The sequence below is a fragment of the Desulfurispirillum alkaliphilum genome, assembly GCF_055378285.1.
In genome coordinates this window covers 1742367-1755400 of sequence record NZ_AP042405.1, presented here as the reverse complement: position 1 = coordinate 1755400, position 13034 = coordinate 1742367, and the positions used below count along the sequence as shown (strand labels likewise).

At 58.7% G+C, this 13034-nt stretch carries 15 protein-coding genes; 9 read left to right on the top strand and 6 right to left on the bottom strand.

All coding sequences use genetic code 11. From position 1 onward, the window contains the following. Window positions 1-5: 5 nt before the first annotated feature. From hisH to ACZ46I_RS07860, 3 genes are read right to left on the bottom strand one after another with little or no spacing between them, the layout of a single operon-like run. Window positions 6-635, bottom strand: coding sequence for an imidazole glycerol phosphate synthase subunit HisH (gene hisH / locus ACZ46I_RS07870; RefSeq protein WP_464280444.1), 630 nt, complete (start codon window positions 633-635; stop codon window positions 6-8). Next, window positions 635-1219 (bottom strand): imidazoleglycerol-phosphate dehydratase HisB, encoded by a 585-nt coding sequence (gene hisB / locus ACZ46I_RS07865; protein ID WP_226507812.1) that lies wholly within the window; start codon window positions 1217-1219, stop codon window positions 635-637. Before hisB ends, hisH begins: the two co-directional genes overlap by 1 nt. Before the next feature lie 48 nt (window positions 1220-1267). Continuing rightward, complete coding sequence (locus ACZ46I_RS07860; protein ID WP_464280443.1) at window positions 1268-2878, bottom strand: UbiD family decarboxylase; 1611 nt, start codon at window positions 2876-2878, stop codon at window positions 1268-1270. A 161-nt stretch (window positions 2879-3039) separates the two neighbouring features. On the opposite strand from ACZ46I_RS07860, the gene ACZ46I_RS07855 reads away from it, so the two are divergent. Both ACZ46I_RS07855 and ACZ46I_RS07850 read left to right on the top strand, forming a co-directional pair. Beyond that, window positions 3040-3516, top strand: a complete 477-nt coding sequence (locus tag ACZ46I_RS07855; RefSeq protein ID WP_013506486.1) for a chemotaxis protein CheD — start codon at window positions 3040-3042, stop codon at window positions 3514-3516. Beyond that, complete coding sequence (locus ACZ46I_RS07850) at window positions 3513-4367, top strand: HDOD domain-containing protein (RefSeq protein WP_013506487.1); 855 nt, start codon at window positions 3513-3515, stop codon at window positions 4365-4367. Before ACZ46I_RS07855 ends, ACZ46I_RS07850 begins: the two co-directional genes overlap by 4 nt. 47 nt (window positions 4368-4414) lie before the next feature. On the opposite strand, the gene ACZ46I_RS07845 is transcribed toward ACZ46I_RS07850, so the two are convergent. Genes ACZ46I_RS07845 through lgt form a run of 3 tightly spaced genes read right to left on the bottom strand, consistent with a single transcriptional unit; the run spans window position 4415 to window position 6722 of the window. Continuing rightward, window positions 4415-4879 carry a bacteriohemerythrin gene (locus tag ACZ46I_RS07845; protein WP_013506488.1) on the bottom strand — a complete coding sequence of 155 codons (465 nt, stop codon included), beginning with the start codon at window positions 4877-4879 and terminating at the stop codon, window positions 4415-4417. Between the two features lie 57 nt (window positions 4880-4936). After that, a complete protein-coding gene (locus tag ACZ46I_RS07840) occupies window positions 4937-5965 on the bottom strand; it encodes a GGDEF domain-containing protein (protein ID WP_226507815.1) in 1029 nt (342 codons plus the stop codon). Then, window positions 5958-6722, bottom strand: a complete 765-nt coding sequence (lgt, locus tag ACZ46I_RS07835; protein ID WP_013506490.1) for a prolipoprotein diacylglyceryl transferase — start codon at window positions 6720-6722, stop codon at window positions 5958-5960. Before lgt ends, ACZ46I_RS07840 begins: the two co-directional genes overlap by 8 nt. A 204-nt stretch (window positions 6723-6926) precedes the next feature. On the opposite strand from lgt, the gene ACZ46I_RS07830 reads away from it, so the two are divergent. From ACZ46I_RS07830 to metK, 7 genes are all read left to right on the top strand, one after another. Continuing rightward, window positions 6927-7562 carry an MBL fold metallo-hydrolase gene (locus tag ACZ46I_RS07830; RefSeq protein WP_464280442.1) on the top strand — a complete coding sequence of 212 codons (636 nt, stop codon included), beginning with the start codon at window positions 6927-6929 and terminating at the stop codon, window positions 7560-7562. 18 nt (window positions 7563-7580) lie between these two features. Then, entirely contained in the window at window positions 7581-9299 is a 1719-nt protein-coding gene (locus tag ACZ46I_RS07825) for a proline--tRNA ligase (protein ID WP_226507817.1), read from the top strand. Beyond that, window positions 9296-9637, top strand: coding sequence for a lipopolysaccharide assembly protein LapA domain-containing protein (locus ACZ46I_RS07820; RefSeq protein ID WP_226507818.1), 342 nt, complete (start codon window positions 9296-9298; stop codon window positions 9635-9637). The genes ACZ46I_RS07825 and ACZ46I_RS07820 overlap by 4 nt, the downstream gene beginning before the upstream one ends. Then, on the top strand, window positions 9615-10712 hold the full coding sequence (locus ACZ46I_RS07815) for a hypothetical protein (protein ID WP_464280441.1): 1098 nt from the start codon (window positions 9615-9617) through the stop codon (window positions 10710-10712). Before ACZ46I_RS07820 ends, ACZ46I_RS07815 begins: the two co-directional genes overlap by 23 nt. Before the next feature lie 61 nt (window positions 10713-10773). Next, window positions 10774-11187 (top strand): nucleoside-diphosphate kinase, encoded by a 414-nt coding sequence (gene ndk, locus ACZ46I_RS07810; protein ID WP_013506495.1) that lies wholly within the window; start codon window positions 10774-10776, stop codon window positions 11185-11187. A gap of 15 nt (window positions 11188-11202) precedes the next feature. Next, window positions 11203-11832, top strand: a complete 630-nt coding sequence (locus ACZ46I_RS07805) for a hypothetical protein (protein WP_464280440.1) — start codon at window positions 11203-11205, stop codon at window positions 11830-11832. Next, window positions 11829-12965 carry a methionine adenosyltransferase gene (gene metK / locus ACZ46I_RS07800; protein ID WP_464280439.1) on the top strand — a complete coding sequence of 379 codons (1137 nt, stop codon included), beginning with the start codon at window positions 11829-11831 and terminating at the stop codon, window positions 12963-12965. The genes ACZ46I_RS07805 and metK overlap by 4 nt, the downstream gene beginning before the upstream one ends. Window positions 12966-13034: the final 69 nt, after the last annotated feature.

The window sequence follows — 13034 nt, the reverse complement described above, 5'->3', positions numbered from 1 at the left end:
GGGATTTATCCTTTTTCTGCGAAATTTTTGAGTATCTGGAGTCCGGCGGCGGAGGATTTTTCGGGGTGGAACTGGGTGCCGTAGAGGCGGCCTTTCTGCAGGGCGGTGCAGTAGGTGATGCCGTATTCGGTCTGGCCCAGGATGGCTCCGGGTTCCTGCACGTCGCAGTAGAAGGAGTGGACGAAGTAGAAGTGCTCCTGCTCTGCCAGGCCCTGGGTCAGGACACTGGGCTGCAGAAAGCGCACGGTGTTCCAGCCCATCTGGGGAATTTTCAGTTCGGAGGGGACGGCGCCGCGAAAGGGTTTGACTTCGCCTTTGATGACTCCCAGCCCTTGGTGGGTGCCAAATTCGTGGGAGCGCTCCAGCAGCATCTGAAAACCGACGCAGATGCCGAGCAGGGGCTTGCCGTCGGCGATCCACTGCTCAGCCAGGGGGCGCAGGCCGGAGGCTTCCAGGCCCTTCATGCAGTCGCCGAAGGCGCCGACTCCGGGCAGCACCAGTTTGTCGCACTGCTGCAGCTGTTCGGCGGTGGTGTAGAGGTGGGCTTCGACGCCCTGAACTTCAAAGGCTTTCTGGACGCTGCGCAGGTTGCCGATGCCGTAGTCGAAGATGCCAACGCGGGGGGTGCTGCCCATCAGAGGACTCCCTTGGTGGAGAGCACACCGTCGCGGTTGCGGGCCAGGGCCTGCCGGCAGGCGTGGGCAAAGGCTTTGAAGCAGGCTTCGATGATGTGGTGCTTGTTGGTGCCATAACGCACGTTGATGTGCAGGTTCATGTCGGCACTGGCGGCCACGGCGGCGAAGAATTCGCGCACCAGCTCCACGTCAAAGCTGCCCACCTTGCCGGTGATTTCAAAGCCGTTCATGACGAAGCAGGGGCGTCCGCCAAAGTCCACACTCACTTCCACCAGGCTTTCGTCCATGGGGATGACGGCCCAGCCAAAGCGGGCCATGCCCGACTTGTCAGCGGCGGCTTCCTGAAAGGCCTGGCCGAGGCAGATGCCCGTGTCTTCCACGCTGTGGTGGTCGTCCACGTGCACATCCCCTTCAACGCTGAGTGTGAGGCCAAAGCCGGAGTGTTTGGCAAAGGCTTCCATCATATGGGTGAAAAAGCCGACGGGGGTGCGAATTGACGCGGCTTCAGGCGCGGTATCAAGATCCAGCTGCAGGTGGATTTCCGTTTCGCGGGTCTTTCTTTCAATGGACGCGGTGCGTGTCATGGGAACTCCTTCAAGGGGTGCGGTTTCATACAGGCGGCAGTTCCCCGTCTACCACAGGGGAATGGGTTGCCTGGGAGGCTGCGTGTCGAGGGCATTGAGCATCAGGGTGTCGCCAACCCGGCACAGCCCCTGGGACAGCTCGACGTTATTCAGGGCTCGCCAGAAGAGGGTCGTATCGTCACCGCCACGGTGGTGCGGACTGAGTACCACCACCACATCGGGTGCCAGTGGGGAGCTGTCTTCCACGGCTTGCCTGGCATCGGCAAAAGATGACGCGAAGCAGAAGGCGATCCGCCTCTGCTGCCCGTGCCAGGCAAAGGCGAATTCTACACTTTTTTGTCGCATTTGCTCAAGGAGCTTTTGCCTCTGCGTGGACAAAGCCCGCCCATTGCTGGCAGAACCGGTGGCATTCACCACCAGACACCCGTCATGCAGAGAAATTCCCCGCTGACAGTCCAGACCGGCAAGCGCCGTCTGCCATGGTGGCCAATGAAGACCGTCATGGCTGACCACAAAGACCAGCAGCCGCGAGCGGACGAAGGGCTTCAGCCTGCGCAGCAGGGGAAGGATATCCGCGACATCGGTGCCGGGTTTCAGCAGGATCAGGGCGGCACCGTGGTACATGCCCCACGGGAGAAAGCGAAAATCCACAATGCCTGGCAGCCTGTGATTCAGCAGCGGTGCAAGCATGCGCTCCACCACGCCGCCCAGCACATGGCTCTCGGTGGGCGGCCTGCCGGTGACAATGCCCTGACACACGGGCCGCGCCTTCAGCCACATGCGTTCCAGGTGAAAAACCGGGCAGGGTCGGGGTTCGGTATAGTAGCCGGTATGGTTTCCGAAGGGGCTTTCCCGTTGCTGTTCGGTGGGATGAAGAAAGCCGCTGAGCACGATCTGCGCATCGGCGGGAATCTCTGCTCCTGCCATGGAGACCAGGGGCAAGGGACCACCCAGCCACTGGGCGAAGCTGATCTCATCCAACTGGGGTGGCAGGGGAGCGGCGGCGGCCACCAGCAGGGATGCCGGCACCCCCAGAGCAATATGCACGGGCAGGGGCTCTTCGCGCTGGCGATACTGCTGAAAGATCCGCTCGCCATCGCTGCCGGGCAGGAAATGCACTGTGGCCGTTCGCGGGCCGAGAATACCGATCCGGTAGATGCCGGCGTGGGTGATGCCATTGGCCTCGTCGCGGGCGAAGAGCACTGCGGCGGTCAGGAAGCTGCCCGTCTCGGCGGGGAAATTGCGCTGGGCGGGCAGCAGCGCCAGGGAGGCGGATTGACCAAGGCTATGGGGAAACGCGGCACTCCTGTCCTGATACTGTCGCCGGGGCTCCTGCAGGGCGCTCCAGGCGGTACGCCAATCCGCTGACGGCTGGAGCAGGGTATCCAGGGCCTGACGCACCCTGCGGCTCAGGTCATCGGCGCAACCGATGCCCAGCGCCCTGAGCAGGCGCGCTTCGGTGGAGTAGGTGTTGAGCACCAGTGAGATGGGCAGCGCGGCTGAAGCTGGCGCATGCAGCTGCAAGGCGCAGCCCTGGTCGCCGAGTCGCAGCTGCTCCAGGGCCATCCGCGCTGCCAGTGTCGGGGCATACTCACCCTGGACAGCGTGTATGATTTTGTGTTCTGAATCCAGGCGCGTGAGGTAGTCGTCCAGTCGCAAAAGGTTCTCCAGGAGCATCAGCAGGTGGGTGTTCAGAATTTTTTTTTTGAGGAAACAGCATTTTATAGTATGGTGAGTTCGTTTTCCAGGCAACAATTCTGCGTTGGCACGGACATGAACCTGGAGCTTGAAGCAGATTTCTGGGCAGGTTGTAGAAAAAAATGCGTGAACATATTGTGGATATTGGCTCTTATCTCCTCTCCAGCCATCTGGACGATGTGCTGGCAACGCGCTCACTGGTGTCCAATGTGGCCATCTGCGTTCACGACCAGCAACGACGCCTCGGTGGCCTCTTTCACTTTGCCCTGCCTGAATGCACCATCTCCGACAACAACCCATATCTCTACGGAATTCCTGGGCTGGCCCTCTTTTTTGAAGCCTGTTATGGCGCCGGCATGGACCCTGGAAGAATCCGCATCGGCCTTGCCGGTGGCGGCGGACTGCCGGGAAACCCGGTTTCATCGGGACTGGGAAGCCATAACCGTCGGGTACTGCTGGATTTTCTGAAAAAAGAGCGACTCCCCATAGCCGCCGCCAGCCTCGGTCAGGCCGCTGATGCCTGCTCCCTGCGCCTGCATATCGGTACGGGAAAAATCATGACCTTTCGCATTGGATGTTCTGAGGAGGAACCCCTATGAAGCCCTTGACCCTGGAAGAGTTACTGCAGAATATCAACACCCTTCCTCCCATCCCCAGCCTGGTCATCCATGTGCTTGAGCTGCTGGACGACAAAAACTCCGACACGCGGCTTATTTCCGACCAGCTGGCCTGCGACCCGGCGCTGACGGCGTCCATCCTGGCGGTGTGCAATTCCGGCTACTACTCCGTGCGCCAGGAGATTACCAGCATCCAGATGGCCATCTCCTACCTGGGACGCAATACCATCAAGCGGATTCTCATCACTTCCCTGGTCAGTCGTTACTATCAGAATCTGCCCAAAGGGTACGAGGCATATCCCGGCCAGCTCTGGGAGCACTGCATCGCGGTGGCGATTTTCGCCGAACTGCTGGGCGAGCACTCGGCTCAGCTCAACCGCGACACGCTCTTCACCGTGGGTCTGCTCCACGATGTGGGGAAAATCGTCCTCAACAGCCTGCTCCATGAGGAGTATCAGAAAGTTCTGGAAATAACCCGGCAGAACTCACGGCCCTTTGAGGAGGTGGAAAGGGAATTGTTCGGATTCACCCACGGCGAGGCGGGTGCCTACCTGCTGGAAAAGTGGAAAATGCCTTCGGTTTTTATCGATGTGGCGCGTCACCACTGCTCGCCAGCGCCATCACACGCCCCCGAGGTGCACGTGGTGGCAGCCGCCAACACCATGGCACGTTCCATGGGCCTTGGCACCGATATATATATCGTCGAGTGCGCACCCGATCACCCGCTGCTGGACAAAATCTCCCAGCAAGAAGGGCTGATGGAAGATCTCATCGCCCGCTTCCAGCAATCGTTCCAGCGTACCAGCGAGCTCTATCGCAACGCGGTGAAATAACCCTGGAGCACTGCGTGCAACGCCGCAGATAAGGGCTTCCCAGCCTGTCAGAGGTGACGGGGAGACGGTTTGTGCGCAACCCCGGACTGACTCCAGCTGGCAATGCGCCGATCATCATACTTGATGTGATTCACCAGCCACTCCACGATCTCCCGGTGAAAGACTTCAGCGAGCCCTTCATTGAAGCCTTCCTGTTTAAAGCGGTTCTTGAATTCCACCAGACGCGTGATGTAGTAGCTGTGAGCTATGCGGTGGGAGAGGAAATCGGGAAAATCACTCTCAATCATAATGCGCTCTTCATGGGAAAAGTGCGCAATCACGTAATCCAGCAGAAACACCACAAGATCCAGAATTTCCAGCTCTTCTTCAAAGGAAAACTCATGGGGCGCGTTCAGGGAGGCAATGCACTGCCCCATCCGCTTCACCAGTTCCCGGTGCTGCGCGTCAATACTCTCATTGTGGGTCAGCAGCTCATCGCTCCACTGACATTCGGGGATATTCCATCGTGCCATAATAACTCCTTGTCTGGGTTCGCGCGCATGCGCGTGTCGTGAGAAAACTTCAGCTGGTTACGGGTGTTCCGGATGCGCGGCAATGGTGGTGCGATTCCTGCCAGCGCGTTTTGAGGCATACATGGCCTGGTCGGCCCGGGCCAGGAGAGATTCGTGGCTCTCGCCGGCAACATGACTCGCGGCGCCAAAACTGGCTGTCAGGCGCAGTGAGATGTCAGCGCTGAGCTGACCGCCTGCTTCCAAGTGGAAGACATGCTCCGCAATATGACGGCGAATGTGCTCGGCAAGCTGATAGGTCGCCGCCAGGTTGGTCTGCGGCAGGATGACGATAAATTCCTCGCCCCCGAAGCGGAATACCAGGTCATCACGACGCACGTATTCGCCGAGTTTCCGGGCAAAGAGCTTCAGGACACTGTCCCCACAGAGGTGCCCGTAGGTATCGTTGATCTCCTTGAAGTTGTCTATATCCATGGCTACCAGACCCAGGGGATGACGGTGCTCTCCAAGGCAGAGCTCCTGAAGCATCTCCTCCAGCACCTGGCGGTTGAGCAGGCCCGTCAGGAAATCCCGTCTGGCACGCTGTCCCAGTTCCTCATAGCGTTGTCGCAGGGCTTCCATACGGTGTAATGACTCCTGCAGGGAGCTGCGCATCTTGCCGTACTCCCGGGCCACGGCGCCGATCTCATCGCCCAGGATGTGAACAGCTGTTTCCAGGCTGACATGACCCTGGCTGACCTGTTCCTTTAGTGATTCCAGCTTCTGCTGGCGATCGTCACCAAACTGGTCAAGGGTAGCGGAAAGGCGCTCAAGTATGAGCGCCACCATCTTCTGGCTCTCCTCCTGGAGTTTGAGACTCTGTCCATCGACGGCGGGAAAGTGCCGCTGGTACAGAACATCCAGCGAAGTCTCGTCGATGGATTCCAGCGCGTGAATATCGCGGGAAAGCGCAGGGTTCACCCCGGCATAATGCTCGAAAAAAATCTGAAAGTAGTCGGGGGTAGCAGGCAGACCCTCTTCGCGCAGACGGGTCAGTGCCTGGCGCGAAAGGCCGGATATCTCCCCTTTCAGGTGGGCATACTTACCCATAGTACGCCTTTCTGCGCACCCAGATAATCCAGGCGCCGAGGACAAACATAATGGCACTGGCGAGGTAGGGCACGGCAATGCCGGCCAGCAGCAGATCGTCGGCGCGGAATGTGGAGGTGAAGCTGCGAATCAGCGCGTAGCTGATCAGGTACCAGCCAAACAGCTCGCCCTTGACCAAATGGCGACGCAGGGCAAAGAGCACCGTGAAGACAAAGAGGTTGAGCAGCATCTCATAGAGCATGACGGGATGAATGGGGATGCCGGGGAATTCGTTACCGGCGATGGAACCAGGGGGGAATACCACTCCCCATGGCATGGCAGTGGGAATGCCGTGGGCATCGCCGTTCATGAAATTGCCAAAGCGTCCGAAGGCCTGGCCCAGCAGCACGCACAGGCCGGCGATATCGGCAATATGCCACAGGTCAAACTTCTGGCGTTTGCCGTACCACCAGGCAGCCATGGCGCCACCGATCAGACCGCCGTGAATCGCCAGCCCACCCTGCCATACAGCCACCATGGCCAGCAGGTCGCCAGCATAGTACTCCCAGTTGAATGCCACATAGTAGACACGGGATCCGATAATGCCACCGATAAACGCAAAGGAGACCATATCGAGGATCTTCTCGGTGGGAATTCCCAGCTGTCGCTCCCGGACAAGCTTCTTCATGATCAGAAAGCCACTGAAGGCGGCAAGAATATACATGAGGCTGTAGTAGCGCAGCGAAAAGCCGAATATTTCCACAATAACTGGTTGCATGGGTACTCCGTTGAAGTGCCTTTGAAATGTATGCAGAAGAGGTTTCGAAAGTTCCGTCAAGGCAAGTCGAGTATATGTTTTCCATTGGTTTTTATCAACGGATTAATGTATATACTAAGGTTCGCCAACTGGCGTCCGCAGACGGATGCGATCCTCGGAAAACACCTGTTTTCCCGGATTTCCCGTCCCATCAGGGAGGTTTTTTTGCAGTATCATGTTTTTGCCGTTGGTCCGCTTGAAGCAAACTGTGCCGTTCTCTTCGAAAGCCCTTCCGGGGATGCCGTTGTCATTGACCCCGGCGGCGATGCCAACACCATAACCCGCTTTCTTGACGAACACCACCTCACCCCCCGCTACTTTCTCCATACCCATGGACACTTTGACCATGTCGGCGCCCTGAGCGCTCTGAAAAAGAAATATCCCGACGCCACCTACCTGATCCACCAGCAGGACGAGACGCTGGCCATGCACGCCGACAAGACCGCGCAGCTCTACGGGCTGCAGGCCCTGCCCGCCACGGCAGCCGACGTCTACCTCTCTGCGGAGACATCGCTGCAGCTGGGAGCCAGTCAGATCACCGTCATTGAAACCCCCGGCCACACCCCCGGCGGCGTCTGCTTCTACCTCAACGAGGAAAATCTGCTGTTCTCCGGCGACACGCTCTTCCAGGGCAGCATCGGGCGCACTGACCTGCCCGGCGGAAACTACGACCAGCTGATCCACTCCATCAGAACCAAGCTCTTTGGGCTGCCCGATGAGGTAGTGGTGATCCCCGGCCACGGCCCCCGCACCTCCATCGGCGCGGAAAAGAAGCATAACCCTTTTTTCCGATACATGTAATACGGCACAGGAGGAATTGTGCGCTACTCACAAGCATTTCTGTTTACAGCCAAGGAGACCCCATCCGACGCCGAAGTCATCAGCCACCAGCTCATGCTGCGCGGCGGCTACATAAAGAAGACGGCCGCCGGCATCTACTCCTACCTGCCCCTTGCCTGGCGGGTGCTGCGCAAGATAGAAAACATCATCCGCGAGGAGATGACACGGGAAGGCGCTGAAGAGCTGATGATGCCCGCCGCCCTGCCCGCCGAGCTGTGGATGGAAAGCGGGCGCTGGCAGAAATACGGGCCAGAGCTGCTGCGCTTTCAGGATCGCCACGGCCGCGACTTCTGCATCGGCCCGACCCACGAGGAGGCCATTACCGACATCGTGCGCCACGCCGTCAGCTCCTACCGCCACCTGCCCAAAAACCTCTACCAGATCCAGACCAAATTCCGTGACGAGATACGTCCGCGCTTCGGCCTGATGCGCGGGCGCGAGTTCATCATGAAAGACGGATACAGCTTTGATGTGGACGATGAGGCTTCCGCCACTACCTACGAAAAGATGTACCGCGCCTACTCCAGTATCTTCCGGCGCTGCGGTCTCTCCTTCAAGGCCGTCGAGGCTGACTCGGGGCAGATCGGCGGCTCATTCTCCCATGAGTTCATGGTGCTGGCCAACTCGGGCGAAGACGGCATCGCCAGCTGCAGCAAGTGTTCGTACGCTGCCAACCTGGAAAAAGCCTTCAATGGCAATACCTATCAGTGCACTCCCCGTGGCAGCACCACCGGAGAAAGAGTCTCCACGCCGGGCCTGAGCTCCATGGAGCAGCTCTCAGAGTTCTTCGGCCTGCCAGCGGCAGCCCTGGTGAAGTCCGTCGCTTTCATGGACGAGGAGGGCACGCTCTGCCTCGGCTTTGTACGCGGCGACCGCGAGGTCAACCAGGTGAAGCTGGAGCGGCTCAGCGGCAAGGCCCTCTATGCCGCCGATGGCGAAGCCCTGGCCAAAGCCGGCGTCGTGGCTGGTTACATGGGGCCCATCAATCTGCCCGCCGATACCCGCTACTGGCTTGACCCGAGCCTGCGCTCACTGGATGAGATCATCTGCGGCGCTGGCGAAGCGGATTTCCATCTGCGCGGCCTCAGCCCCGCTGTCCTGGACGAAAAGCGCTTTGCCGATATCAGTACCGTCATCGAAGGCGACTGCTGCCCGCGCTGCCACAGCGAACTCAATATCCTGCGCGGCATCGAAGTCGGCCATGTTTTCCGCCTCGGTACGGTCTACTCCCAGTCCATGAAGGCAACCTACCTGGACCGCAACGGCAAGGAGCAACCCATGGTGATGGGCTGCTATGGCATCGGCGTCGGTCGCACGGCCGCAGCCGCCATTGAACAGAATCACGACGACAAGGGCATCATCTGGCCCATGTCCATTGCCCCCTATCAGGTGGTCATATGCACAGTGAACCCATCCCGCGATGAACAGAGCCGCGCCACGGCCGACAGCCTGTACGAGCGTCTGGCAGCCACCTGCGATGTTCTCTATGACGACCGCGACGAGCGGCCAGGCGTGAAGTTCATCGACAGTGAGCTCATCGGCATCCCCCTGCGCCTGACCATCAGCCAGAAAACCCTGGAGCAGTCCAGCGTTGAAATCACCATCCGCAAAAGTGGCGAAAAATACCTGCACCCCCTGGAAACCATCAGCGAGGAAGTGGCTCGACTGATCCAGCAACAGATGGAGGCATGCCTGTGAGTATTCTCAAAAACCTTGTGCGCTTTGCGTTACTGGCGTACCTGATTGTTTTCGCCTACCTGAACAGCGGCTCCGTGCACATCGCCCTCTACCCCGGCGAAGAGCGCGACGTGCCTGCCGTACTGCTGGTCATTGCCGCTATTGCCATTGGAGCGGCGGTTATGTATCTTACCATGATCATAGACCAGCTCCACCTGAAGGCCGCAATCAAGAGGAAGCAAAAACGCCTGCACCAACTGGAAGACGAGAACCGCAAACTCAAAGAAGTCACCGTTGAAAAAATTCCTGTGGAAATACCAAAAGGACATTCGGAGCATGCTGACACGACTCAAGACTAAAGGCTCCTCCGGTGACGAGAGTCACCGCAAGGACTACGTCTTTGAGGGCATCCAGAAGGCCCTCAGCCTGAACAGCGAGGACAAGTACGCCTACCTGGCGCTTGGCCAGCTCCTGCGCGAGCGCGGCGAACTGGAACAGGCCATCAAAATCCACAAGACCCTCCAGATCAGCGCGGATCAGGATATCTTCATGCGTTCCCTGCTGGAGCTGGCCAAGGACTACAAGGCCGCCGGCCTGCACGATCGCGCCAAGGAATCCCTCAAGGAGTTCCTCTCCCTGAAAGACTCCATCGAAGGCTATGCGCTGCTCATCGAAGTGTGCATCCAGCTGGTTGAATACGAAGCGGTGGTTGACGCCTACAAGAAGCTCTCCCGCCTGACCGGAGAGAACTATCAGTACGAGATCTCCCTCTTCCTCTACCTCCTCTACGAGCAGACAGAAGACCAGAGCTTCCTGAAATCGTCCCACAAGCAGTACCAGCGCAACTTCTTTTCGAACCTGGCCTTTGCCCGCGAACATCGCGACAGGCCCGAAAAGGGGCTGCCCTACCTGGATGTGGCCCTGGAGGCCCCCCACGCCGTGGGGAGCATGATCTACCCGTTCATGGAGAGCGCCTACCATGACTACCTGGGCAAGGATGGCATCCGCCAGCGCTACCAGAAGCGCCTGGACACTTTCGGATTCGAGGTCTCCACGGTGCAGCACTTCAGCCACTACCTGTATATCAGCGGCTACAAGCAGGACGCCTTTGATCTGCTGGAAGAGGTCATCGCCCGCGGTGAAACCTCGGTGCACATCTTTCACATGCTGGCCATGCTGCACTACCAGGAGGGCAACACCGAAGAAGCCAGTCGCGTCTTCATCCACCGCTACCCGCTGAACCAGGAGAGTTTCCGCTGCTCTCACTGCGGTTTCGTCTCCCGCAAGTACCAGCTGCTCTGCCCAGGCTGCTCCTCCATCGGAACCATGGACGAACAGTTCTCCCACTTTACCCTGGCAGCACTGACCCAGAGCCTGCAGGAGAAGACATTCCTGAAGCTCTTCCCCCTCAAGCGCCGGGAAGACAGCACCTGAACATGACCCCAAAGCTTCCATGCTTTACTATACGGGAACAAAATTGTCTCAAGGAGTACACATGTCCAGAACCTTTGCCATGATTAAACCCGATGCCGTAGAACGCGCCATTTCCGGGAAAATTATCGCGAAAATTGAAGAAGCCGGCTTTAACATCGTCGCCATGAAAAAAGTTCAGCTGAGTCTTGCGGACGCCCAGGCGTTCTATGCCGTCCATAAAGAGCGTCCCTTCTTCGGTGAACTGACCGAGTTCATGAGCCGCTCTCCCATCATCGCCCTGGCGATGGAAAAACCCGACGCTGTCGCCGCCTGGCGCAAGCTCATGGGAGCCACAAACCCCGCTGAAGCGGAACCCGGCACCATTCGCAAGGAGTTCGCCCTCAGCATTGGCGAAAACGCGGTGCATGGTTCTGACAGCGATGAAAACGCCGCCATAGAGATCAGCTTCTTCTTCAACCACTTCGAACAGGTGTAAGGTCTGCGCAACCCGATGAAAAAAACCGCACTGTTTGTCATCCTGTGCATAACCTCAGCAGCGCTCCTGGCCTCACCGGCCGCCGCGCTGACCATTGAGGCGCGGGGAGTCACCCTGCCAAGCCAGCAGGTCAACTACAAGACCCAGGCCATTGACCGCAGCCGCGCCAAAGCCATACTGCGAATGGTAGCCACGGCCTCCGAAGGCGTCGGCGAACAGTACCTCACCGGCATAACCGCCAAGGAGGCGCTGGCCGCGTCCCAAAGCTTTGTGCGGGGCTACACGATACTGGAAGTGGCTGAGCGCGATCTGCTCTACCAGGTGAACATCGCCTGGGATATCGATATGGATGCACTGGAAGCCCTGCTCTTCTCACGCCTGCTGGATGAGGCCATCACCTGCACGGTACTGCTCTATCAGGTCAAGGAGAGCCACAGCCTCTGGGATACCCTGGATACCCTGGGGTCCCAGGATCATGTACACCTGGACAAGATCCTGCTGATGGATGACAACAAGGCACTTTTCTCTTTGCGCACACAGGTGAACCCCTCTCAGATGCTGGCTCCTCTGCTTGCCACCTACCAGGTGAGTCAGGACGAGAACTGCTATATCATCATTGAGGCCAAGAAAGAGGAAGAATCATGAGCATAAAACTATTCACATCTGAGTCGGTTACCGAGGGACACCCCGACAAGATTTCCGATCAGATATCCGACGCCATCCTCGATGGCATCCTCTCCCAGGACAGCCATGGCCGGGTTGCCTGTGAAACCATGGTCTCCACAGGGCTGGTGATCGTGGCCGGGGAAATCACCACCAGCTGCTATGTGGATGTTCCCGAGGTAGTCCGCCAGACGATCCGCGAGATTGGTTACACACGTGCCAAATACGGGTTCGACTATGAAACCTGCGGCGTCATCAGTGCCATCAACAAGCAATCCCCCGATATCGCCATGGGCGTTGATGTGGGTGGCGCCGGTGACCAGGGCATGATGTTCGGCTTCGCCTGCCGGGAAACCGAAGAGCTCATGCCTCTGCCCATCACCCTGGCCCACAAGCTGACCATGCGCCTGGCAGCGGTACGCAAAAACGGGACCCTGAGCTACCTGCGCCCCGACGGCAAAGCCCAGGTGACGATCGCCTACGAGGGCAATCGCCCGGTATATGTGGACACGGTGGTCGTCTCGACTCAGCACTCGGAGTCCGTGACCCAGGACATCATCCATCATGACATCATTGAGCAGGTGATCAAGCCGATTATCCCCGCCGAGCTCTTTGACGAAAGCAGGATCACCTACCATATCAATCCCACTGGAAAGTTCGTCATCGGCGGGCCCATGGGAGACTGCGGCCTGACAGGACGCAAAATCATCGTCGACACGTACGGGGGCATGGGCCGCCACGGCGGCGGCGCTTTCAGTGGCAAGGATCCCTCCAAAGTGGATCGTTCCGCTGCCTATGCCGCCCGCTGGGTTGCCAAGAACGTCGTCGCCGCAGGCTATGCCGACCGCTGCGAAGTCCAGCTGGCCTACGCCATCGGCGTGGTTAAACCTGTTTCCATCAACGTCAACACCTACGGGACAGCCACCGTTGATGAGGATCGCATTGCCCGTGCCATCCAGGAAGTGTTCGACCTGACGCCCAAGGGAATTATCACCAGCCTTGACCTGTTGCGTCCCATTTACCGGCCCACTGCCGCGTATGGACACTTCGGACGGGGCGAATTCTCCTGGGAGCAGACGAACCGCGTGGACATGCTGCGCAACCAGCTGGGATAAGCTTCCCCCGCATCTGAGCATCCGGCGGCATGGATATCCATGCCGCCGTTTCTTATCGGATCCAACTCC